We start from the raw sequence: 21,193 nt of genomic DNA, 5'->3' as shown, positions 1-21,193 counted from the left end.
TGTCCAGCGCATTGGGCAAATTGTCCAATGTCAACTTTGCTGCAGCGCAAATACGGCTCGCTGGTCCCGCGTTAACCGGAGAGGTTTGTACCGTGAGCCGCGTCCGCGTCGCCTGTCTGCTGCCCCTCTTCGCGCTCCTCGGCGGCTGCAACTTCGTCGTGCTCCAGCCGGCTGGCGACATCGCCGCCCGGCAGCGCGACCTCGTGGTGATCTCGACCGCGCTGATGCTGCTGATCATCGTGCCGGTGATGCTGCTGGTGGTGATCTTCGCCTGGCGCTACCGGGCCCGAAACGACAAGGCGCGCTACGAGCCGGACTGGGATCACTCGACCGGGCTTGAGCTGGTGATCTGGGCGGCGCCGCTGCTGATCATCATCTGCCTCGGCGCGCTGACCTGGATGGGCACGCATCTGCTCGACCCCTATCGCCGGCTCGACCAGATCGCCAAGGGGCGGCCGGTGCCGGAAGAAGTGAGGCCGCTTGAGGTCGAGGTCGTCGCGCTCGACTGGAAATGGCTGTTCATCTACCCGGAGCAGGGCATCGCCACCGTCAACGAGATGGCGGCGCCGGTCGACCGGCCGATCCATTTCCGCATCACCGCCTCCTCGGTGATGAACTCCTTCTACATCCCGGCGCTGGCCGGCCAGATCTACGCCATGCCGGCGATGCAGACGCGGCTGCACGGCGTGATCAACCGGCCGGGCAGCTATGTCGGCTTCTCGGCCAATTACAGCGGTGCCGGCTTCTCCGGCATGCGCTTTTCCTTCCTCGGCCAGAGCGAGGAGGAGTTCGACGCCTGGATCGCCAAGGCGAAGGCGGAGAGCGGCAGGCTCGACCGCGCCGCCTATCTCGCGCTCGAGCGGCCGAGCGAGAACGTCCCGGTCAGCCGCTACGGCACGGTCGAGGCCAAGCTGTTCGACCTGATCCGCAACATGTGCGTCGAGCCCGGCAAGATGTGTCAGAGCGAGATGATGGCGATCGACGCGCAGGGCGGGCTCGGCCTCGCCGGCATCGCGACGACGCTGCCGCTGGCCCATGACAAATATGCGCGGCGCGGCGGCGGACTCGGTCCGCAGGCGAGTTACATCGCCAGCATCTGCACCGTCGAGGAGGCCGAGGCCATGCTGACCTGGCAGCGGCCGGAGGAGCCCGCCCGCCGGGCGACCGCGATCCGCGGCTCGGGCCTCTCCCTTCCCGACATCCTCTCCCGCCGGGCGCAGTCCGTGATGCTGCCCTTCGTCCCGGCGCGGCCCTCGAAGTCCTGACGCGAGCAGTCCCGGTGTCCGACACTTCCTCCCTTCAGACGATGATCTTCGGCAAGCTCTCGCTCGAGGCCTTCCCGCTGCACGAGCCGATCGTGGTCGCCACCTTCGCGGTGGTGGCGCTGGGCGGCATCGCGCTCGTCGGCGCGCTGACCTGGTTCCGGCTCTGGGGCTATCTCTGGCGCGAATGGTTCACCAGCGTCGACCACAAGAAGATCGGCATCATGTACATGGTGCTCGGCCTGGTGATGCTGCTGCGCGGCTTCGCCGACGCGATCATGATGCGCCTGCAGCAGGCCATGGCGTTCGGCGGCTCCGAGGGCTATCTCAACGCCCATCACTACGACCAGATCTTCACCGCCCATGGCGTGATCATGATCTTCTTCGTGGCGATGCCGATGGTCACGGGGCTGATGAACTATGTCGTGCCGCTGCAGATCGGCGCGCGCGACGTCTCCTTCCCCTTCCTGAACAATTTCAGCTTCTGGATGACCACGGCCGGCGCCGTGCTGGTGATGTTCTCGCTGTTCGTCGGCGAGTTCGCGCAGACCGGCTGGCTGGCCTATCCGCCGCTCTCGGGCATCAGCTACAGCCCCGGCGTCGGCGTCGACTACTACATCTGGGCGCTGCAGATCGCCGGCGTCGGCACGACCTTGTCGGGCATCAACCTGATCTGCACCATCGTCAAGCTGCGGGCGCCGGGCATGACGATGATGAAGATGCCGGTCTTCACCTGGACGTCGCTGTGCACCAACGTGCTGATCGTCGCGACCTTCCCGGTGCTGACGGCGGTGCTCGCCCTGCTGACGCTCGACCGCTATGTCGGCACTAACTTCTTCACGAACGACTTCGGCGGCAACCCGATGATGTACGTGAACCTGATCTGGATCTGGGGCCACCCGGAGGTCTACATCCTGATCCTGCCGGCCTTCGGCATCTTCTCCGAAGTGGCCTCGACCTTCTCGGGCAAGCGGCTGTTCGGCTACACCTCGATGGTCTACGCCACCGTCGTCATCACGATCCTGTCCTATCTGGTCTGGCTGCACCACTTCTTCACGATGGGGTCGGGCGCGAGCGTGAACTCGTTCTTCGGGATCACGACGATGATCATCTCGATCCCGACGGGCGCGAAGATCTTCAACTGGCTGTTCACCATGTACCGGGGCCGCATCCGCTTCGAGGCGCCGATGATGTGGACCATCGCCTTCATGCTGACCTTCGTGATCGGCGGCATGACCGGCGTGCTGCTCGCCGTGCCCCCGGCCGACTTCGTGCTGCACAACAGCCTGTTCCTGGTGGCGCATTTCCACAACGTCATCATCGGCGGCGTGCTCTACGGGCTGTTCGCCGGCATGGTCTACTGGTGGCCGAAGGCCTTCGGCTTCCGCCTGCACCCGCTGCTCGGCAAGTTCTCCTTCTGGTTCTGGGTGATCGGCTTCTGGCTGGCCTTCATGCCGCTCTACGTGCTCGGCCTGATGGGCGTGACGCGGCGCATGCGGGTGTTCGACGATCCGTCGCTGCAGATCTGGTTCTGGATCGCCGGGTTCGGCGCCTTCCTGATCCTGCTCGGCATCATCGCCTTCCTGCTGCAGATCGCCTACAGCATCTGGAAGCGCGACGAGCTGCGCGACCTGACCGGCGACCCCTGGAACGGGCGCACGCTGGAATGGGCGACCTCCTCGCCGCCGCCGGCCTACAACTTCGCCTTCACGCCGGTGGTGCATGACAACGACGCCTGGACCGACATGAAGCGGCGCGGCTACCAGCGCCCGCTCGGCGGCTTCAAGCCGATCCACATGCCGAGCAACACCGGCACGGGCGTGGTGATCGCCGGGCTCAGCATCATGCTCGGCTTCGCCCTGATCTGGCACATCTGGTGGCTGGCGGCAGCCGGCTTCGCGGCGATCATCGCCGTGACCATCGCCCATACCTTCAACTACCACCGGGACTTCCATATCCCGGAGGAGGAGGTCCGGCGCACCGAAGACGAGCGCACCCGCGTGCTCGCAGGCACGGGAGCCTGAGCGATGGCCAGCCAGACGCTTTCCGCCGGCACGGAGCCGCCGGTCTTCCACCTGAAGGAAGAGCCGCACCATCCGGAAGGGTCGAGCACGGCGCTCGGCTTCTGGATCTACCTGATGAGCGACTGCCTCATCTTCGCGATCCTCTTCGCGGTCTACGCCGTGCTCGGCGGCAACTACGCCGCCGGCCCGGCGCCGAAGGACCTGTTCGACCTCAACCTCGTCGCCCTCAACACGGCGATGCTGCTGTTCTCCTCGATCACCTACGGCTTCGCCATGCTGGCGATGGCCAAGGGCCGGGTCGGCGGGACGCTGGCCTGGCTCGGCCTCACCGGCCTGTTCGGCCTCGCCTTCATCGGGATCGAGCTCTACGAGTTCGCCCACCTGATCCATCTCGGCGCCACGCCGCAGCGCTCGGCCTTCCTCTCGGCCTTCTTCGCGCTGGTCGGGACGCACGGGCTGCATGTCAGCTTCGGCATCCTCTGGCTGGTCACGCTGATGGTGCAGGTCAAGCGCTACGGCCTGATCGCGGCCAACCGGCGCCGCATCGCCTGCCTGAGCATGTTCTGGCACTTCCTCGACGTCATCTGGATCGGCGTCTTCACCTTCGTCTACCTGATGGGGATGCTGCGATGAGCGCCGACAGCCATGTCGCCCATGATCATCACGGGCACGACGCGCACGCGGTCGCGGAGGCACACGGCTCGCTGCGCGACTATGTGATCGGCTTCGTGCTCTCGGTCGTCCTGACCGCGATCCCGTTCTGGCTGGTGATGAGCGGCGCGATCGAGAACAAGCAGGTCACGGCCTTCATCGTGATGGGCCTCGCCGTGGTGCAGATCGTCGTGCACATGGTCTACTTCCTGCACATGAACGGAAAGGTCGAGGGCGGCTGGACCATGATGGCGCTGGTCTTCACCCTGATCGTCGTGGTGATCACGCTCGCCGGTTCGCTCTGGGTCATGTACCACCTCAACACCAACATGATGCCGATGCAGGAGATGAGTCCGCGCGGCTGAGCCCCGCGGACCCGCCCGGACGAGACCATGCGCATCACCGCCCGGCTCGCCGTCATCGCCGTGCTCGGCCTCGCCGGTGCCGCGGGCTTCGGCGCCCTCGGCATCTGGCAGGTCCAGCGCATGGTCTGGAAGCGCGACCTGATCGCGCGCGTCGAGGCCCGCATCCATGCCGCGCCCGTGCCGGCGCCGGGGCCGTCGCTCTGGCCGGGCGTCGCGGCGCAGGACTATCTGCGCGTCACGGCCACCGGTCACTTCGAGCACGAGCGCGAGACGCTGGTGCAGGCCGTGACCGAACTGGGCGGCGGCTTCTGGGTGCTGACGCCGCTGCGGGCCGCCGACGGCTTCACCGTCCTGGTCAATCGCGGCTTCGTGCCACCCGAGCGGCGCCGCCGGGACAGCCGCGCGGCCGGCCTGCCGGAGGGCCCTGTGACGGTGACGGGGCTGCTGCGCCCGAGCGAGCCGGGGGGCGCCTTCCTGCGCCATAACGACCCCGCGGCCGGGCGCTGGTATTCGCGCGACGTCGCGGCCATCGCCGTCCATGCCGGGCTCGACGGTGCGGCGCCCTATTTCATCGACGCCGACGCAAGCGCCAATCCGGGCGGCTGGCCGGTCGGCGGGCTGACGATCGTGCGCTTCCGCGACCATCATCTCGTCTATGCCCTGACCTGGTTCGCGCTGGCGCTGATGGTGGTGCTCGCCGCCGGCTTCGTGCTGCGCTGGGAGTGGCGTCGCCGGCCCGCGGGAGCGGAACCTTGAGGGCGCTGCGGCCGGCGAGCCCCGCCGTGCTCAACGTGCAGGACCGCACCAATCGCGAGAACCTGCAGCTACTGATGCAGCTGCGCTGGGTCGCGGTCGGCGGGCAGATCCTGACCATGGTGATCGTCGAGCGCTGGTTCGGCATCGCGCTGCCGGTGGCGCCGATGGCGCTGGTGATCGCGCTGCTCGCCCTGCTCAACGTCTTCAGCCTGCTGCGCCATCGCAGCAGCCAGTCGATCAGCAATGGCGAGCTCTTCGCCGAGCTCCTGGTCGACGTGGCGGCGCTGACCCTGCAGCTCTATCTCAGCGGCGGCGCGACCAATCCCTTCATCGTGCTCTATCTGATGCAGGTGGCGCTCGGCGCCATCTTGCTCGAGGCCTGGTCGACCTGGGTCCTGGCCTCGGTCGCGGCAGGGCTCTTCGTGGTGCTGACCGGGCTGCATCGCCCGCTGGTGCTGCCGCCGGAGCGGGCGCTTGACCTGTTCCGGCTCTATATCAGCGGCATGTTCGTCTGCTTCGTGCTGGCGGCCGGGCTGCTCGCGGTGTTCATCCAGCGCATCAGCCGCAATCTGCGCCTGCGCGACCAGCGCCTCGCCGATCTGCGCCAGCGCGCGGCGGAGGAGGACCATATCGTGCGCATGGGCCTGCTCGCCTCCGGCGCGGCGCATGAGCTCGGCACGCCGCTGGCGACCTTGTCGGTGATCCTGAACGACTGGCGCCGCATGCGGCCGATCGCGTCCGACAGCTCGCTGATGCAGGACATCGACGACATGCAGGCCCAGCTCGACCGATGCAAGGCGATCGTGACGGGCATCCTGATGTCGTCGGGCGAAGCGCGCGGCGAGGGCTCGGTGCGCACCGATGTGCGTGCCTTCGTCGACGATCTGGTGGCGGAATGGCGCACGCTGCGCTCGCCCGCCCGGCTGCACTATCTCAACCGCTTCGCGCCGAACACGGCGATGGTGTCCGACGTGGCGCTGAAGCAGGTCATCCTCAACGTTTTCGACAATGCGCTGGAGGCCTCGCCGCACTGGGTGGGAATCCAGGTGGCGCGCCGCGGCGACGACCTCGTCCTGACCGTCGAGGATCGTGGCCCCGGCTTCGACGAGGCGATCCTCGCCGAGTTCGGCAAACCCTATCGCTCGACCAAGCAGCGGCCAGGCGGCGGGCTCGGCCTCTTCCTCGTAGTCAACGTCATGCGCAAGATGGGCGGGACGGTGAGCGCGCGGAACCGCCCGCAGGGCGGCGCGTCGGTGGTGATGACCCTGCCCGTCGGCGGGCTGGCACAGGAGCGGAACGATGACGACTGAGCGTCGCCTTCTGATCGTCGAGGACGACCCGACCTTCTCGCGGACGCTGGCGCGCTCCTTCGAGCGGCGCGGCTACGAGGTCTCGGTCTGCAACGGCATGGAGATGCTGGTCGAGCGGCTCGCCGCGCCGCTGCCGCATTACGCCGTGGTCGATCTCAAGCTGGTCGGCGGCTCGGGGCTGGAGTGTGTCAAGCTGCTGCACGAGCGCGACCCGCAGATGCGGATCGTCGTGCTGACCGGCTTCGCCAGCATCGGCACGGCGGTGGAGGCGATCAAGCTCGGCGCCTGCCACTACCTCGCAAAGCCGTCGAACACCGACGATATCGAGGCCGCCTTCGGCCGCAGCGAGGGCGACACCGAGGCGCCGCTGACCAACCGCCAGACCTCGCTGAAGAACCTCGAATGGGAGCGCATCCACGAGACGCTGGCCGAGACCGGCTTCAACATCTCCGAAGCCGCGCGCCGGCTCGGCATGCACCGGCGCACCCTGGCGCGCAAGCTGGAGAAGCGCCGCGTCAGCTGAGCCGCGCTGAGGGCAGGGTCAACTGAGCTGCGTTCACGGCAGGCGCTCCAGCCAGTCGCGGCTGGCGAACTTCTCGCGGGCCAGCGTCTCGGCGGCGGCATACTCCTCGGCGGTGATCTCGTCCGGCGTGCCGCCATGGCGGGCGACGAAGGTCTCGCGCATGCGGGTGACGATCTCGGCGCGCGGCAGGCCGGTCTGGCTGCGCAGCGGGTCGACGCGCTTGGCGGCGCTGGTCGTGCCCTTGTCGCTGAGCTTCTCGCGGCCGATGCGCAGCACCTGCGTCATCTTCTGCGCGTCCATGTCGTAGGCCATGGTGACGTGGTGCAGCACCGCGCCCGAGCCGAGGCGCTTCTGCGCGGCGCCGCCGATCTTGCCCAGCGGGCCGACGATGTCGTTCAGCGGCTTGTAGCTCGCGGCGAGGCCGAGCGAGCGCAGGGCCTCCAGCACCCAGTCGTCGAGGAAGGCGTAGGATTCGGCGAAGCTCATCCCGGCGACCAGCTCGGCCGGGGCGTAGAGCGAATAGGTGATGATCGTGCCGGGCTCGACGAACATCGCGCCGCCGCCGGAGATGCGCCGCACCACCTCGACGTCGAGCCGCACGGCCGCTGCCATGTCGACCTCGTTGCGCAGCGACTGGAAGGCGCCGATGATCACGCAGGAGCGCTCCCATTCCCAGAAGCGCAGCGTCGGCGAGCGGCGGCCGGCGCCGACCTCGCGGGCCAGCACCTCGTCGAGCGCCAGATGCAGGGTCGGCGGCAGCGGCGCGGGCTCGAGGATGCGCCATTCATGGTCGCGCCAGCTGCGCTCGACGCCGAGCGCGCGCCGGACAGCGATGGCGACCGCCTCGGGGCTGAAGCCGAGCAGCTCGGCCTCGGGCCGCAGGCCGGCGCGGATCGCGGCCGCCAGCGTCGCGGCATCGGCGGTGGCCGGCAGGCCGCGCAGCGCGGCGTCGATGTCGTCCAGCGCCTCGTCGGGCTCGATGAAGAAGTCGCCGGCGACGCGCACCGCGGCGAGCAGGCCGTCGGCGACGGAGAGATCGACGGTGACGAGCTTGCCGCCCGGCACCTTGTATTCGCCATGCATCGCGTTCTCCGCCCTCGTCCGTGGCCATGCGTCGCCGCGAGGGCTTCCCAAGCGGCGGCCATAGCGATAGTGCTGTCGGGCGCCGCAGTCCATACGCGATATCGAATTGGAATTGTTATGGTTTTGCTTTCCGACCGCGCTTCGCGCCCGAGCCGCCGCCTGATCCTCGCCGGCGCGCTGGCCGGTATCGCCGGACGCGGCGTGGCGCAGGAGAAGCCGCTGCGGCTGGGGTTGGCGACCAGCGTCTCCAACCAGGCGGCCGAGATCGCGGCGCGGGAGGCGACGGCGCAGGGCCTGCCGGTCGAGACCATCGAGTTCAACGACTGGAACACGCCGAACCGGGCGCTTGCCGACCGCGAGATCGACCTCAACCTGTTCCAGCATGTGCCGTTCCTGGAGTTCACCAAGGCCCAGACCGGCTACGACCTGGTGCCGCTCGGCATCGCCTACAACACGCCCTTCGGCCTCTATTCGCGCCGCTACAAGGCGCTGGCCGAGCTGCCGGAGAATCCGCGCATCGCGATTTCGGGCGATCCGGTCAACACCGGCCGTTCGCTGCTGCTGCTGCAGAAGGCCGGCTATGTCACGCTGAAGCCGGGCGCCGATTTCCGCGTCGGCATGGACGGGATCACCGGCTATCCCAAGCCGATCCGCATCGTGCAGCTCGACGGTCCGCAGATCGCCCGCACGCTGGAGGAGATGGATGCGGCGCTGACCTATCCGACCTTCGCGCGCATGGCCGGGCTGGCGCCCGATTCCGCCCTGCTGTTCGAGAACGACGCGATCTACGCCTTCCGCTTCGTCGCCCGGCGCGACCGCGCGCAGGATGCGCGCCTGCTGCGCTTCGTCGCGATCTATCAGAGCTCGCCGGCGGCGAAGGCGAAGCTGCAGGAGCTCTACGGCACGCTGGTCACCTTCCCGCGCTGAGCGCCGGAACGCGCCGCCTGCCGGCTCAATAGGAGCGCGGCAGGCCGAGATCGTGCTGGGCGACGTAGTTGAGGATCATCTCCTCGGAGACCGGGGCGACGCGAAACAGGCGGGCGTCGCGCCAGAGCCGCTCGACATGGTATTCCTTGGAATAGCCCATGCCGCCCAGCGTCTGGATGGCGCGGTCGGTGGCGAGCCCGGCGGCATGGCCGGCGAGGTATTTCGCCATGTTGGCCTCGGTGCCGTAGGGGCGGCCGAGATCGTAGAGCGTCGCCGCCTTGAGGTTCATCAGCCTGGCGCATTCGAGCTGGATGCGCGCTTCGGCCAACGGGAACTGGATCGCCTGGTAGGAGCCGATCGGCCCGCCGGCGAAGACCTTGCGCTCGCGGGCATAGTCGCAAGCCAGCGCGATGGCGAGCTCGGCGGTGGCGGTGAGGCCGGCGGTCGTGACGATGCGCTCGGTGTTGAGCACGTCGAGCAGCTCGCGGAAGCCGCCGTCCAGCGTGCCGACCAGCTCATGGCCCTCGATGCGGACATCCTCGAAGAAGACCGAGCTCGACGGGATGGTGCTGGTGCCGAGCTTGTCGATCGTCCGGTGGGTGATGCCGGCGCGGTCGGTGTCGACGAGGAAGAGGCTGATGCCGTCGGTCTTGCGGCCGACATCCTCAAGCTTGCGGGTGCGTGCCACGACCAGGATCTTGGTCGCCTGCGGCACGGCTGTGATCCAGAGCTTCTGGCCGTTGAGGCGCCAGCCATTGCCGTCAGCACGGGCGAAGCTGCGCAGCGCCAGCGTGTTGGTGCCAGCGTCGGGCTCGGTCAGCGCCATGGCGAACATCGCCTTGCCGGAGACCAGCGCCGGCAGCAGCTCGCGCTTCATTTCGGGCGTGCCGAAGCGGCTGATGGTGACGCCGCCGAACACCGGATTGCACATGAAGAGCTGGCTGAGCGTCGAGCCGCCGCCGGCGGCGCAGAGCGCGTGCACCGCCAGCGCCAACTCGGTCATGCCGAGGCCGGCGCCGCCATAGTCCTCCGGGATCGCGATGGCGCTCAGGCCGGCGTCGCAGATCTCCTGCCAGATCGCGGCCGGGAAGGCCTTGTTGGCATCGAGATCGCGCCAGTAGTCGAGGCCGAACCGCTCGCCGACGCGCCGCGCGGTCTCGACGAGCATGCCCTGTTCGTCGGTGAGGTCGAAATTCATGGCTGGTCCCGTTCGACAGGGGCGCCGCGCAGCAGGCGCAGCGGATGGGCGAGCAAGGCGACGACATGGTCGAGAAAGCGCGCGGCCCGGACGCCGTCGAGCACCCGGTGGTCGCAGGAGAGGACGAGGCCGATCTCGCGGCGCAGAACCGGCGCGCCGGCGGCGTCGGGCCGGAACACCGGCTTCTCGGCGGCGACGCCCAGAATGGCGGCCTGGCCGGGATTGACGATCGGCACCAGATGCGAGGCGCCGAACATGCCGACATTCGAGACGCTGATCGCGCCGCCGGCGAGGTCGGCGGTGTCGAGCCGTCCCGCGCGGGCGCGCGTCACCAGCGCGGCGCAGGCCTGCGCCACGTCGTCGAGCGAGAGCCTGCCGGCATCGCGCAGCACCGGCACCATCAGCCCGCGCTCGCCGTCGACGGCGAGGCCGACATCGCTCGCCGACAGGGAGACGATCTCTTCGTCCTCCCAGACGCGGTTGCAGTCCGGCATCGCCAGCAGGGCGCGGCCGACGGCGGCCATGATGAAGTGGGTGATGCTCAGCCGGGGCCGGTCCGGCTCGCCGTTCAGCTCCTCCCGCAGGGCGAGCAGCGCGGTCACGTCCGCCTCCGCCAGCACGTAGAAATGCGGGATGGTGCGCTTCGCTTCGCCGAGGCGGCGGGCGATGACCTTCTCGACGCCGCTCGCGGGGCGGCGCGTGCCGCCGCTCCGGGGTGTGGCATCGCGAGGCGCTGCCTCGGCCGGCACAGGGGCGACGTCGAGCGCCGCCTGCACGTCGATCGCCTTGATCCGCCCATGCGGCCCGGAGCCGGCGATGCCGCCGAGATCGAGCCCGGCCCGGCGGGCGAGGCGCTTGGCCAGTGGGGTGGCGACCAAGCGGCCGGCAGGCGATGGCGCGGCGGTTACCGAGGCGAGAGCGGCCGGAGGCGACGGCGACGCGCCAGGCGTCGCGGCAATGGAAACCGGCAGTGCACTCTCGCGAACGAGGGTGCCGTCGCCCCATTCGGCGAGCACGGTACCGACCGCGACGGTCTCGCCTTCGGGGACATGGATCGCGCCGATCCGCCCGTCCTGCTGCGCGGCGATCTCGGTGGCGATCTTCTCGGTCTCGACCACGAAGAGCACGTCGCCGGCGCGCACCGTGTCGCCCGGGCCGACCTGCCAGGCGGCGAGCAGCCCCTCGGTCATGGTCAGGCCGAGCTTGGGCATCACGATGGGCGTGGCGGCGCTCATGCTCAGGCGCCCGTGAAGGTCGGCTTGCGCTTCTGCAGGAAGGCCTGGCAGCCCTCATGCGCGTCGGCGCTGTCGAGCACCAGGCCGATCATCGCCTGCTCGTGGCGCAGCGCCGCCGGCAGCGGCATGTCGGCGCCATCCGAGAGCGTGCGCTTCAACAGCTTGAGCACCAGCGGCGAGCGGGCGGCGATGGCCTGCGCCATGGCGAGGACCTGCTCCATCAGCGCGGCGTCGGGCACGACGCGGTTGATCAGGCCGAGCCGCTCCGCCTCGGCGGCGTCGATGCGATCGCCGGTGAACATCAGCTCCTTGGCCTTGCAGGGCGAGAGCTGGCGCAGCAGGCGCTGCGAGCCGCCGGCACCGGGAAACAGGCCGAGATTGATCTCCGGCAGGCCTAACTTCGCCGAAGCGGCGGCGATGCGGATGTCGGTGCAGAGCACCAGCTCGGTGCCGCCGCCGAGCGCCCAGCCGTTGACCGCGGCGATGGTCGGCTTGTCGAGCGTCTCGATGCGGCGGAAGACGCCGTGCAGGCGCTCGCCGAGCTCGAGGTAGTGACGCAGGCCCTGGCGGCTGTCGAGATCGGCGATGTCGCCGCCGGCGACGAAGGCGCGCTCGCCCGCTCCGGTGAACACGACGACGCGGATGGCGGGGTCGGCGGCGGCCGCCGCAACCGCCGCGTCCAGCGCAGCGAGCGTCTCCATGTCGAGCGCGTTGAGGGCGGCGGGCCTGTCGATGGTCAGCACCGCCACGGCGCCGTGGCGGGCGAGGGTGACGCGGTCGGCGACGGGGGCGGACATTCGCGGCCTCCTTCAGGCGAGGGTGCGGCGCACGGCGTCGACAACGCGTGCGGCGGAGGGGAGATAGGCGGCTTCCAGCCCCTTGGAGAACGGCACGGGCATGAAGGGCGCGGCGACGCGCACGATCGGCGCGTCGAGCTCGTCGAAGCCGATATCGGCCATGCGGGCGGCGATCTCTGCGCCAACGCCGAAGGCCTCGACCGCCTCGTGCACCACGACGAGCCGGTGGGTGCGCGACAGCGAGGCGAGCACCGCCGCCTCGTCCCAGGGCTGGAGCGAGCGCAGGTCGAGCACCTCGGCCTCGACGCCCTCGCCGGCGAGCGTGCCGGCGGCCTCGAGCGCGGTGTGGACCGCGGCGCCATAGGCGACGATGGTGACGTCGCGGCCGGGACGCACCGTGGCGGCGCGGCCGATCTCCAGCACCGGCATCGTCTCCGGCGCCTCAGCCTTCATGGCGTAGAGCGCCTTGTTCTCGACGAAGACGACCGGGTCGGGATCGGCGATGGCCGCCCGCAGCAGCCCGTAGGCGCTGGCCGGATCGGCCGGGCAGACGACCTTCAGCCCAGGCACATGGGCGAACCAGGCCTCCAGGCACTGCGAGTGCTGCGGCCCGGCGCCGAGCCCGCCGCCATGCGGTGTGCGCAGCACCAGCGGCACCGAGCGCTGGCCGCCGAACATGAAGCGGGCCTTGGCGGCCTGGTTGACGAGCGCGTCCATCACCAGGGTGGTGAAGTCCATGAACATGATCTCGGCGACCGGGCGCAGGCCGCTCAGCGCCGCCCCGACCGCGGCGCCGGCGATGGCGGCCTCCGAGATCGGCGTGTCGATGACGCGCTCAGGGCCGAAGCGTTCGCGCAGGCCGCGGCTGGCGCCGAAGGCGCCGCCGGCCTCCGAAACGTCCTCGCCGAGCAGGACGACGCTGTCGTCGGCGGCCATCGCGTCGGCCAGCGCCTGGTTGATGGCGCGCAGATAGCGGATCTCGGCCATCAGGCGGCCTCCCCGGCCGGTCGGGGGCTGTAGACGTCGGCGAGCGCCTCGGCGAAGGCGGGCGGCGCTGCTGCGCGGGCGGCGGCCATCGCGGTCTCGATCGCCGCGGCGACCTCGGCCTCGATCGCCGCGAGGGCCTGCGCGTCGAGGCCGGCCTCGGCGAGGCGGCGCGCGGCGATGGTCAGCGGGTCGTGCCGATGCAGTTCGGCGAGCTCGCCGGCGTCGCGGTATTTCTGCGCGTCGCCCTCGAAATGGCCGCGCACGCGGTGGGTGGTGCATTCGAGGATGCGCGGCCCGTCGCGGCGCACCTCGGCGACCAGCGTGGCCGCGGCTGCGGCGACCGCGGCGACGTCGTTGCCGTCGACCGCGCGGTGCGGGATGCGGTAGGCGGCGGCGAGGTCCTTCAGCTTGAAGGACAATTGCTTGCTGGTCGGCAGGAACTCGCCCCAGCCATTGTTCTCGCAGACGAACAGCATGGGTAGGCGCCAGAGCGCCGCCATGTTGAGGCATTCGTGCAGCAGCCCTTCGGCCAGCGCGCCGTCGCCGAAGAAGGCGACCGAGACCGCGTCGCGCTTCAGGGTGCGATGGGCGAGCGCGCTGCCGAGCGCGATCGAGAGCCCGGCGCCGACGATGCCGTTGGCGCCGAGCATGCCGACCGACATGTCGGCGACATGCATCGAGCCGCCGCGGCCGCGGCAGAGCCCGGTCTCCTTCGCCAGCAGCTCGGCGAAGAAGCCCTCGAGCGGCAGGCCCTTGGCCAGCGCATGGCCGTGGCCGCGATGGGTCGAGGCGATGGTGTCCTCAGGCGTCAGCGCCGCCATGACGCCGGCGGAAACCGCCTCCTGCCCGATGCCGAGATGGATGAAGCCCGGCACCTCGCCATCGGCGAACATGGTGCCGAGGCGCTCCTCGCTGCGCCGGATCAGCATAAGCATGCGGTAGAGCGCCGGCAGGTCGACGGGGTCGTTGCGGCCGGCGGCCTCGCCTGCTCCCGTCATCGCCTCCTCCTGGAATCCTGATAATATGATTTATGACTCATAGTTCATATTTTTGATCTGGCAAGGCCCTGGGGCGGCAGGCCCGCCGCTGCCGCTCAGACCGGCCGCAGCGGCGGGGGCCGGCCTTGCGCCTCAGGCGGCGGCGCGGCTGGCGGGCAGGGTGTCGAAGAGGGCGGTCAGGTCGCCGATCTCGCCTTCGGGCAGCCGGTCGACCACCGCCTCGATCCGGTCGAACAGCGCTTCGGGCAGGCCCTGCTCGCGGCCGATGCGCGAGAGCAGGGCGCGCAACGTCGTCCGGTCGAAGGCGTAGTCCGCCGGGGTCATCCGCTGCTCGTGCACGATGGTGTCGCCCTCCGCCGTCTCGGCCTCGAGGATGGCGCTCAGCACCGGCACCGACGGGTCGGTGACCAGCGCGATGCGGGCGACATGGGCGTTCACCGCCTCGTCGGCGTAATCGGTCATGCGCCGCATGCTCGGCGCGCCGTGGACCAGCGTCGTCGCGATGCAGAAGGGGATGCTCATCAGCGTGCCCGAGATCGAGGCGAACGGGCCGGTGGCATCCATGCCGGCATAGCCGGTCTCGTAGGGGTTCATGCGCACGCGCACCGCCGCGACCGCACGCCCGCCGAGCCTGTCGCGCAGCGCCAGCGCGCCGGTCACCGGGGTCTGGTTGAAGGCGCAGACCGGGAAGGGCTTGAAGGTGACGCGCAGGATCGACCAGTCGCTGCCCAGCCCGGCGAGGAGGTCCGCCGGCACGTCGCTGCGGGCGAAGGCGCGCACCAGCCCGGCGCGGCCCTCGAAGGCGTGCGCGGCCGAGACCGAGCCGGCCGCGGCGAGCTCGGCGGCGAGCAGGCCGCTGCGGGCGACGAGCCCGACCTGGTAGCGCCATTCGTCGCTGCCGTCGGCGAAGGGCTGCAGAACGCCGCCGGTGAAGGAGACCGCATTGGCGAGCGCGGCCGCGATCTGCGCCTCGCCGAGATCCATGAAGCGGGCGGCCGCCGCCGCGGCGGCGATGCAGCCATAGGTGGCCGAGGAGCGGAAGCCGTTCGGCGTCGTCTGCCCGGCGAAGGCGGTCTCGAAGACGCCCCCGACCTCGTAGCCGGCGACCAGCGCCGGGATCAGCCGTTCGAGCGGATAGGCGCGGGCTTCCGCCATGGCGAGCAGCATCGGGATCAAGATGGTGCCGAAATGCGCGGCGCCGCAGCTGTCCTCCTGGGCGCGGCCGTGGAAGAGGGCGCTGTTGGCCAGGCAGGCCGCGCCGATCGTGCTGCGCCGGCCGTCGCCGAACAGGGTGGCGCCGGCCGCGACCTCGCCGTTCATCGCCAGCGCCGCCTTGCGGGCCACGGGCGCATAGGGCGTGTCGTAGCCGTTCACCGCCATGCCGAGGGCGTTGACCAGGCAGGCGCGGGCCTTGGCCGCCACCGGCTCGGGCAGGCTCTGCGGCGAGAGGCCGGCGACGAAGCGGGCGAGATCCTGGCTGATGGTCGGCATGGCTTGGCTCCCCGGCGGTCTGCGGGTCTAGAGTGCGAGATAGCGCTGGCGCACGGCGTCGTTCGCCTTGAGGGCGGCGATGCTGTCGCGGAACACGATCTGCCCCTTGTCTATCACCGTGGCGTCGCTCGCCAGCCCCAGGCAGAAATGCATGTTCTGCTCGGCGATCAGGATGGTGACGCCGGTCTCGCGCAGCGCCCGGATCAGCGCGCCGATGCGCTGGACGATGATCGGGGCCAGGCCCTCGCTCGGCTCGTCGAGCAGGAGGATCGCGGGATTGCCCATCAGCATGCGGGCGATGGCGAGCATCTGCTGCTCGCCGCCGGAGAGGCGCCCGGCCATGCGGGCGCGCAGAGGCGTCAGCAGCGGAAAGACCTCGTAGATGCGGGCCAGGCTCCAGTCATCGCGTCCGTCCGGCCCGCGCTTATGGGCGATCAGCAGGTTGTCGTCGACGCTGTGCTCGGGGAAGACCTGCCGGTCCTCCGGCACGAAGCCGAGTCCGATCCGGGCGATCTCGTAGGGCTTCATCCGGGTTGAATCGCTGCCACGCACCCGGATGCTGCCGCGTTTCGGCGGGGCGAGCCCGGCGATCGCCTTCATCGTGGTCGACTTGCCGGCGCCGTTGCGGCCGAGGAGCGCCATCGTCTGGCCCTCCTCGACGCTGAAGCCGACGCCGAACAGGATCTGGCTGGCGCCGTAGAAGACGTCGATGCCGGCGATCTCGATGACGCTGCGCCCGCTCATGCCGCCACCTCGTGGTCGGTGCCCAGATAGGCTTCGATCACCGCCGGATTGGTCCGAATTTCCTGCGGCGTGCCCTCGGCGAGCACCCGGCCATAGCTCAGCACCCGGATCGAGGGCGCGATGCGGAAGACGATGTCCATGTCGTGCTCGATGAAGATCACGGTGATCTTCTGGGTCTCCCAGAGCTCGCGCACCTTCTCGATCACCCGCCAGCGCTCTTCCGGCCCCATGCCGGCGGTCGGCTCGTCGAGCAGCAGCACGCGCGGCTCCAGCACCAGGGCTAGCGCGATGTCGAGCAGCTTCTGGTCGCCATGCGAGAGGTTGGCGGCGAGCATGGCGCGCTTGTCGGCGAGCCCGACCAGCGCGATGCAGTGCTCGGCATGGGCGCGGGTCGAGGGCAGGGGAAAGCGGCCGGCCAGCGCCATGGCGTGGCGGTGATGGGCGCTGACCGCCGCCAGCATGGTTTCCTCGACGGTGAGCGAGGGGAAGATGCTGGCGACCTGGAAGGCGCGCCCGACGCCGCGGCGGACGATCTCGCCGATGCTCAGCCCGACCAGGTCCTGCCCGTCGAGCAGGATCTGGCCGCTATCGGGCCGGAGCGCGCCGGAAAGCTGGTTGAAGAAAGTGCTCTTGCCGGCGCCGTTCGGCCCGATGATCGCGGTCAGCGAGCCGGACGGGAAGGTCATGCTGACATCGTCGGTGGCGCGCACGCCGCCGAAGGCCTTCACCAGGTTGCGGACCTCAAGCATCGGCGCCGTTCCCGGGATCGCGGAAGCCGCCATAGCTGTGCCAGGAGGTGCCGGCGAGCCAGCCGCAATCGACCGGCAGGTCGATGCCGGTGACGGCGGAAGCCTGCGGCGAAGCGAGGAAGGCGACCGCCTCCGCGATCTCGCCCGGCTCGACGAGGCGGCCCATCGGCGCGCTCCCGACGAGGTTGGTGACGTCGCGCTCGCCCTTGTCGATCGCGTCCTGGAGCGCGGGGGTGCGGGTATAGCCGGGCGAGACCGAATTCACCCGGATGCCGGCCGGCCCCCATTCGGCGGCGAGGCAGCGGGTGATCGCGATCACCGCCGTCTTGGCCGGGGCATAGGCGTGCAGCGGCATGGCGCGCGAGCCGGCGATCGAGGCGATGTTGACGATGCTGCCGGCACGCCGGCGCAGCATCGCCTCGGCGAAGACCACCGCCGCGAGATAGGTGCCGCGCTGGTCGATATGGACGACATGGTCCCAGGTCTTCATCGAGAGCTCGGTCGGCCGCAGCGCCGGCTGCAGCACGCCGGCGCTGTTGACCAGGATCGCGACCGGGCCGATCTCGGCCTCGATCGCGGCGGCGGTGGCGCGCAGCGCCGCCTCGTCGCCGACATCGCCGCGTCGGGCCGAGCCGCCGATCTCCGCGGCGACCGCCTCCGCCCGGGCGAGGTCGATGTCGAGCACCACGACATGGCAGCCCTTGGCCGCGAGCACCCGGCAGCAGGCGGCGCCGATGCCGCTCGCACCGCCGGTCACGACCGCGATCGTCCGCTCGTCCATCACCGTGTCCTTTCCGTCGGCGCCGGCGCGGCGGCGCGGGGTTGCCGCCGGGCGGCGAGCCAGTCCATCAGGAAGTCGAGCAGGCCTTTGCGCAAGCCCAGCGCGAAGCCGAGGATGACGAGGCCGAGCACCAGCCCGTGATGCTCCGCCACGCGGGTGACGAAGTCGTTCAGCAGCAGCAGCAGCACGGTGCCGACCATCGGGCCGAGGAAGCTCGCCGTGCCGCCGAGCATGACGATGAACACGGCCTCGCCCGACATGGTCCAGAAGGCGAACTCCGGATAGGCGCCCGAGACGAACAGGCTCATGATCATGCCGCCCAGGCTGGCGAAGACGCCGGCCAGCACGAAGGCGAGCAGCCGCGTGCGGTAGACGTCGATGCCGAGGAAGCCGGCGCGCACCGGATTGTCGCGCACCAGCCGCAGCGAATAGCCGAAGGGCGAGGAGACGATGTGGCGCAGCGCCAGCAGGCCGAGCGCCAGCACGGCGGCGCTGAACCAGTAGAGTTGGCGCTGGTCGCTGAGGTCGATGCCGAGGAAGGGCGGGCGCGGGATGCCGCCGCGCAGGCCCTGGTCGCCGCCGGTGACCGGCACCCAGGCGATGATCATGCTGTGCACCAGCATCTGGAAGGCCAGGGTGACGAAGGCGAAGTAGATCTCCTTCAGCCGGACGCAGATCGCGCCGACCACGAGGCCGACCGCCGCCGAGAGCGCGAGTCCGGCCAGCATGGCGAGCGGGATCGGCATGCCGGTGCGCTGCATGACGATGCCGAAGGAATAGGCGCCGAGGCCGAAGAACAGCCCGTGGCCGAAGGAGACCATGCCGCCATAGCCGACGAGCAGGTTGAGCGAGGTGGCGAACAGGCCGAGCGCGGCGCAGCGGATGACGAAGTCGACCATGGCGCTGCTGGTCACGAGCAGCGGCAGCGCGGCGAGCACGGCGAAGCCGATGGCGGCGAAGGCGACGTCGCGGGCGGGGGAGGGGCGGTTCATCTCAGGCACCCTCCCGCCCGAACAGGCCGGTCGGCTTCACGATCAGCACGACGCCCATGGCCAGGTACATCAGCGCCTCGGTGAAAAGCGGGAAGCCGAGCGCGCCGAAGGTGCGGATCAGGCCGAGCAGGATCGCGCCGACCAGCGCGCCGGCGATCGAGCCCATGCCGCCGATCACGGTGACGATGAAGGACTCGATCAGGATCGAGAAGCCCATGCCCGGCGTCAGCGAGCGCACCGGGGCGGCGAGCCCGCCGGCGAGCCCGGCGAGCAGGCAGCCCAGCGCGAAGACGCAGGTGAAGATCAGGCCTGTGTTGATGCCGAGCACCGAGACCATGGCCGGGTTGTGCGCGGCGGCGCGAATGGTCTTGCCGAAGCGCGAGCGTGCCAGTGCCAGCCCGAGCAGGATCGCGATCAACAGCGCCATGGCGATGAGGAAGAGGTAGAAGGGCGGCACCACGCCGCCGAGCACGAAGAAGGGCGGCACCCGGAAGGCGTCGGGCATGCCCATCGACTTGAATTCCGGCCCCCAGACGATGCGCACCAGATCGTCCATGATCAGCACCAGCGCGTAGCAGACCAGGAGCTGCATCAGCACGTTGGCGCCGTAGATGCGCTGCATGAAGCCGCGCTCGACCACGACTCCGATCAGGCCGGCGCCGAGGCCGGCGGCCAGGAGGGCGAGCACATAGCTCTGCGTCAGCTGGAACGCCGTCATCGCGAAATAGGCGCCCAGCATGTAGAAGGCGCCGTGGGTGAAGTTCACGATCTTCATCACGCCGAAGATCAGCGTGAGCCCGACCGCGACGAGGAAGAGCAGCATCCCGATGATGAAGCCGCTGGTCACCTGGGTGACCAGGCATGACGGGGCGACCAAGCAATCGGTCAGGGCGTTGAGGTCCATGGCAGTCTCGCCGGCGCGGGGGACGGCAGCAGCGGCCATCCGTCATAGGGGCGTCGTCGGCGGGCGGCCGCTGGCGCAGGCGCGCCGGCGCGGCCACCCGCCGGGGCGGCGTCAGGCGTAGCCCTTGCTCTTCTTCCACTCGGCCTCGAGCTCGAAGATGCGCTCCCAGGGCACGCTCTTCATGTCGGGCACATAGGGCTCCTTCGGGATGGTGGTGCCCCAGCCGACCGCATAGCCGACCAGGGTGGAATCCTCGGCGCGCATGGTGACCTTGCCGTCGGCGCCGAAGGGCGAGTCGATGGTCAGGCCGCGCAGCGCCTCGGCGATCTTCTTGCCGTCGGCGGAATCGGCCTTCCTGGCGGCGGCGGCGAGGAAGTTGATCGCCAGCGCGTTCTGCCAGGACCAGTTGGTCGGATACTCGCCGTATTTGGCCTTGTAGGCGTCGCCCCAGCCGGCGTTCTGCGGCGTGTTCGGGAAGGTCTTGATGTAGCGGTTGCCGGAATGGATGCCGGGCGGCAGGTTTTTCACCGCGGTCAGCGCGGTGTAGTCGGCCATGTTGACCGCGAAGAACTGCATCTGGCTGAACAGCGCGTAGATCGCGGCCTGGTCGATGAAGGAGGTCAGGTCGCCGCCCCAGAGGCAGGAATAGAGCGCCTGCGGCTTGGCCTGCAGCAGCTTCGTCACCGCCTCGGTGTAGTCGGCCTGGAAGATCTTCGGCCAGGCCTCGCTGATGACCTCGACATTGGGGGCGAAGCGCTTCAGGTACATCACGAACTCGGCCGTGGTGTCGCGGCCGTAGGCGTAGTCCGGCGAGCAGGTCGCCCAGCGTGTCAGGTTCTTGGCCTTGACGATCTCGGCCGCATAGGTGCCGCCGGCCACGGAGTCGTGGATGCCCTGGCGGCAGCAGCGGAAGGCGTTGGGGAGGCGCAGCTTCGGATCGGCGGTGAGCGAGGACGTCTCGGAATTGGTGTGGACGCAGAGCACGCCGAGATCGCGGGCGACCTCGTGCACGGCGAAGGCGCCGGTCGAGGCCTCCGCGTCGATCATCAGTTCGCAGCCATCGGTGTTGATCAGCTCGCGGGCGACGCGGGCGGCCTCCTGCGGCTGGCCCTTGGTGTCGCGGATGACCAGCTCGATCGTCCGGCCTGCGAGGCCGCCGGCGGCGTTAATCTTCTCGACCTCCATCAGCGCGGCGTTGCGCGAGGAGGTGCCGAGCTGCGCGACTCGGCCCGAGAGGATGGTCGGCATCGCGACCTTGATGGTCTTGGCCTGGGCGCGTGCGACCCAGGGCGCGGCGACCGTGCCGGCGGCGCCGGCCGTGATGGCGATGAAGCTGCGGCGGTCGATGCCGGCCCTGTCCGGCCCGGATTCGGTCTTGGACATGCGTTCCTCCCTGGCTTCCTGCCGCCCTTATCT

21 protein-coding genes are annotated in these 21,193 nt (G+C 69.8%); 8 read left to right on the top strand and 13 right to left on the bottom strand.

The genetic code is table 11. The annotated features are described in order from the left end of the window. Nucleotides 1-92 precede the first annotated feature (92 nt). The 7 genes from cyoA to ABE438_RS05965 are packed head-to-tail and all read left to right on the top strand — an operon-like array spanning nt 93 to nt 6,891. Nucleotides 93-1,265 (top strand): ubiquinol oxidase subunit II, encoded by a 1,173-nt coding sequence (gene cyoA / locus ABE438_RS05995; RefSeq protein ID WP_346501628.1) that lies wholly within the window; start codon nt 93-95, stop codon nt 1,263-1,265. Between the two features lie 41 nt (nt 1,266-1,306). Continuing rightward, the gene (gene cyoB, locus ABE438_RS05990) at nt 1,307-3,286 is read left to right on the top strand and encodes a cytochrome o ubiquinol oxidase subunit I (RefSeq protein WP_346501804.1); all 1,980 of its coding nucleotides are present in this window, start codon (nt 1,307-1,309) and stop codon (nt 3,284-3,286) included. Between the two features lie 3 nt (nt 3,287-3,289). After that, nucleotides 3,290-3,919 (top strand): cytochrome o ubiquinol oxidase subunit III, encoded by a 630-nt coding sequence (cyoC, locus tag ABE438_RS05985; RefSeq protein ID WP_346501627.1) that lies wholly within the window; start codon nt 3,290-3,292, stop codon nt 3,917-3,919. Continuing rightward, nucleotides 3,916-4,302, top strand: coding sequence for a cytochrome o ubiquinol oxidase subunit IV (gene cyoD, locus ABE438_RS05980; protein WP_346501626.1), 387 nt, complete (start codon nt 3,916-3,918; stop codon nt 4,300-4,302). The genes cyoC and cyoD overlap by 4 nt, the downstream gene beginning before the upstream one ends. A 27-nt stretch (nt 4,303-4,329) precedes the next feature. Then, nucleotides 4,330-5,058 carry an SURF1 family protein gene (locus ABE438_RS05975; protein WP_346501625.1) on the top strand — a complete coding sequence of 243 codons (729 nt, stop codon included), beginning with the start codon at nt 4,330-4,332 and terminating at the stop codon, nt 5,056-5,058. Continuing rightward, entirely contained in the window at nt 5,055-6,368 is a 1,314-nt protein-coding gene (locus ABE438_RS05970; protein ID WP_346501624.1) for an ATP-binding protein, read from the top strand. Before ABE438_RS05975 ends, ABE438_RS05970 begins: the two co-directional genes overlap by 4 nt. Further along, nucleotides 6,358-6,891 (top strand): response regulator transcription factor, encoded by a 534-nt coding sequence (locus ABE438_RS05965; RefSeq protein ID WP_346501623.1) that lies wholly within the window; start codon nt 6,358-6,360, stop codon nt 6,889-6,891. Before ABE438_RS05970 ends, ABE438_RS05965 begins: the two co-directional genes overlap by 11 nt. A gap of 33 nt (nt 6,892-6,924) precedes the next feature. On the opposite strand, the gene ABE438_RS05960 is transcribed toward ABE438_RS05965, so the two are convergent. After that, nucleotides 6,925-7,974: a lipoate--protein ligase family protein gene (locus ABE438_RS05960; protein WP_346501622.1), complete on the bottom strand. Its 1,050-nt coding sequence runs from the start codon at nt 7,972-7,974 to the stop codon at nt 6,925-6,927. A 117-nt stretch (nt 7,975-8,091) separates the two neighbouring features. Between ABE438_RS05960 and ABE438_RS05955 the strand changes: the two genes are divergently transcribed. Next, nucleotides 8,092-8,901: a MetQ/NlpA family ABC transporter substrate-binding protein gene (locus ABE438_RS05955; RefSeq protein WP_346501621.1), complete on the top strand. Its 810-nt coding sequence runs from the start codon at nt 8,092-8,094 to the stop codon at nt 8,899-8,901. Between the two features lie 25 nt (nt 8,902-8,926). On the opposite strand, the gene ABE438_RS05950 is transcribed toward ABE438_RS05955, so the two are convergent. The 12 genes from ABE438_RS05950 to ABE438_RS05895 form a co-directional block, all read right to left on the bottom strand. After that, nucleotides 8,927-10,099: an acyl-CoA dehydrogenase family protein gene (locus ABE438_RS05950; RefSeq protein ID WP_346501620.1), complete on the bottom strand. Its 1,173-nt coding sequence runs from the start codon at nt 10,097-10,099 to the stop codon at nt 8,927-8,929. Further along, the gene (locus ABE438_RS05945) at nt 10,096-11,334 is read right to left on the bottom strand and encodes a dihydrolipoamide acetyltransferase family protein (protein WP_346501619.1); all 1,239 of its coding nucleotides are present in this window, start codon (nt 11,332-11,334) and stop codon (nt 10,096-10,098) included. Before ABE438_RS05945 ends, ABE438_RS05950 begins: the two co-directional genes overlap by 4 nt. A 2-nt stretch (nt 11,335-11,336) precedes the next feature. Beyond that, nucleotides 11,337-12,131: an enoyl-CoA hydratase/isomerase family protein gene (locus tag ABE438_RS05940; protein ID WP_346501618.1), complete on the bottom strand. Its 795-nt coding sequence runs from the start codon at nt 12,129-12,131 to the stop codon at nt 11,337-11,339. A 12-nt stretch (nt 12,132-12,143) separates the two neighbouring features. Next, the gene (locus tag ABE438_RS05935; protein ID WP_346501617.1) at nt 12,144-13,118 is read right to left on the bottom strand and encodes an alpha-ketoacid dehydrogenase subunit beta; all 975 of its coding nucleotides are present in this window, start codon (nt 13,116-13,118) and stop codon (nt 12,144-12,146) included. Then, entirely contained in the window at nt 13,118-14,116 is a 999-nt protein-coding gene (locus tag ABE438_RS05930) for a thiamine pyrophosphate-dependent dehydrogenase E1 component subunit alpha (protein ID WP_346501616.1), read from the bottom strand. The genes ABE438_RS05935 and ABE438_RS05930 overlap by 1 nt, the downstream gene beginning before the upstream one ends. Nucleotides 14,117-14,248: 132 nt before the next feature. Continuing rightward, on the bottom strand, nt 14,249-15,607 hold the full coding sequence (locus ABE438_RS05925; RefSeq protein ID WP_346501615.1) for an MmgE/PrpD family protein: 1,359 nt from the start codon (nt 15,605-15,607) through the stop codon (nt 14,249-14,251). Between the two features lie 27 nt (nt 15,608-15,634). Continuing rightward, nucleotides 15,635-16,351, bottom strand: coding sequence for an ABC transporter ATP-binding protein (locus ABE438_RS05920; protein ID WP_346501614.1), 717 nt, complete (start codon nt 16,349-16,351; stop codon nt 15,635-15,637). Continuing rightward, nucleotides 16,348-17,100, bottom strand: a complete 753-nt coding sequence (locus ABE438_RS05915) for an ABC transporter ATP-binding protein (RefSeq protein ID WP_346501613.1) — start codon at nt 17,098-17,100, stop codon at nt 16,348-16,350. Before ABE438_RS05915 ends, ABE438_RS05920 begins: the two co-directional genes overlap by 4 nt. Then, nucleotides 17,093-17,881 carry an SDR family NAD(P)-dependent oxidoreductase gene (locus ABE438_RS05910; RefSeq protein ID WP_346501612.1) on the bottom strand — a complete coding sequence of 263 codons (789 nt, stop codon included), beginning with the start codon at nt 17,879-17,881 and terminating at the stop codon, nt 17,093-17,095. Before ABE438_RS05910 ends, ABE438_RS05915 begins: the two co-directional genes overlap by 8 nt. Further along, nucleotides 17,881-18,873: a branched-chain amino acid ABC transporter permease gene (locus tag ABE438_RS05905; protein ID WP_346501611.1), complete on the bottom strand. Its 993-nt coding sequence runs from the start codon at nt 18,871-18,873 to the stop codon at nt 17,881-17,883. Before ABE438_RS05905 ends, ABE438_RS05910 begins: the two co-directional genes overlap by 1 nt. A gap of 1 nt (nt 18,874) precedes the next feature. Then, nucleotides 18,875-19,777 (bottom strand): branched-chain amino acid ABC transporter permease, encoded by a 903-nt coding sequence (locus ABE438_RS05900; RefSeq protein ID WP_346501610.1) that lies wholly within the window; start codon nt 19,775-19,777, stop codon nt 18,875-18,877. 111 nt (nt 19,778-19,888) lie between these two features. Next, complete coding sequence (locus ABE438_RS05895; protein ID WP_346501609.1) at nt 19,889-21,160, bottom strand: ABC transporter substrate-binding protein; 1,272 nt, start codon at nt 21,158-21,160, stop codon at nt 19,889-19,891. Nucleotides 21,161-21,193 lie beyond the last annotated feature (33 nt).

Source organism: Allobosea sp. TWI1241, assembly GCF_039673065.1.
Taxonomy (GTDB): domain Bacteria; phylum Pseudomonadota; class Alphaproteobacteria; order Rhizobiales; family Beijerinckiaceae; genus Allobosea.
This window is presented reverse-complemented; position numbering and strand designations above follow the sequence as displayed.

Bases quoted from the DNA above. Each gene is read 5' to 3' on its own strand.
- cyoB (WP_346501804.1), top strand. From the start codon at position 1,307: ATGATCTTCGGCAAGCTCTCGCTCGAGGCCTTCCCGCTGCACGAGCCG.
- cyoC (WP_346501627.1), top strand. From the start codon at position 3,290: ATGGCCAGCCAGACGCTTTCCGCCGGCACGGAGCCGCCGGTCTTCCAC.
- cyoD (WP_346501626.1), top strand. From the start codon at position 3,916: ATGAGCGCCGACAGCCATGTCGCCCATGATCATCACGGGCACGACGCG.
- ABE438_RS05975 (WP_346501625.1), top strand. From the start codon at position 4,330: ATGCGCATCACCGCCCGGCTCGCCGTCATCGCCGTGCTCGGCCTCGCC.
- ABE438_RS05965 (WP_346501623.1), top strand. From the start codon at position 6,358: ATGACGACTGAGCGTCGCCTTCTGATCGTCGAGGACGACCCGACCTTC.
- ABE438_RS05960 (WP_346501622.1), bottom strand. From the start codon at position 7,974: ATGCATGGCGAATACAAGGTGCCGGGCGGCAAGCTCGTCACCGTCGAT.
- ABE438_RS05955 (WP_346501621.1), top strand. From the start codon at position 8,092: ATGGTTTTGCTTTCCGACCGCGCTTCGCGCCCGAGCCGCCGCCTGATC.
- ABE438_RS05950 (WP_346501620.1), bottom strand. From the start codon at position 10,099: ATGAATTTCGACCTCACCGACGAACAGGGCATGCTCGTCGAGACCGCG.
- ABE438_RS05945 (WP_346501619.1), bottom strand. From the start codon at position 11,334: ATGAGCGCCGCCACGCCCATCGTGATGCCCAAGCTCGGCCTGACCATG.
- ABE438_RS05940 (WP_346501618.1), bottom strand. From the start codon at position 12,131: ATGTCCGCCCCCGTCGCCGACCGCGTCACCCTCGCCCGCCACGGCGCC.
- ABE438_RS05935 (WP_346501617.1), bottom strand. From the start codon at position 13,118: ATGGCCGAGATCCGCTATCTGCGCGCCATCAACCAGGCGCTGGCCGAC.
- ABE438_RS05930 (WP_346501616.1), bottom strand. From the start codon at position 14,116: ATGACGGGAGCAGGCGAGGCCGCCGGCCGCAACGACCCCGTCGACCTG.
- ABE438_RS05925 (WP_346501615.1), bottom strand. From the start codon at position 15,607: ATGCCGACCATCAGCCAGGATCTCGCCCGCTTCGTCGCCGGCCTCTCG.
- ABE438_RS05920 (WP_346501614.1), bottom strand. From the start codon at position 16,351: ATGAGCGGGCGCAGCGTCATCGAGATCGCCGGCATCGACGTCTTCTAC.
- ABE438_RS05915 (WP_346501613.1), bottom strand. From the start codon at position 17,100: ATGCTTGAGGTCCGCAACCTGGTGAAGGCCTTCGGCGGCGTGCGCGCC.
- ABE438_RS05910 (WP_346501612.1), bottom strand. From the start codon at position 17,881: ATGGACGAGCGGACGATCGCGGTCGTGACCGGCGGTGCGAGCGGCATC.
- ABE438_RS05905 (WP_346501611.1), bottom strand. From the start codon at position 18,873: ATGAACCGCCCCTCCCCCGCCCGCGACGTCGCCTTCGCCGCCATCGGC.
- ABE438_RS05900 (WP_346501610.1), bottom strand. From the start codon at position 19,777: ATGGACCTCAACGCCCTGACCGATTGCTTGGTCGCCCCGTCATGCCTG.
- ABE438_RS05895 (WP_346501609.1), bottom strand. From the start codon at position 21,160: ATGTCCAAGACCGAATCCGGGCCGGACAGGGCCGGCATCGACCGCCGC.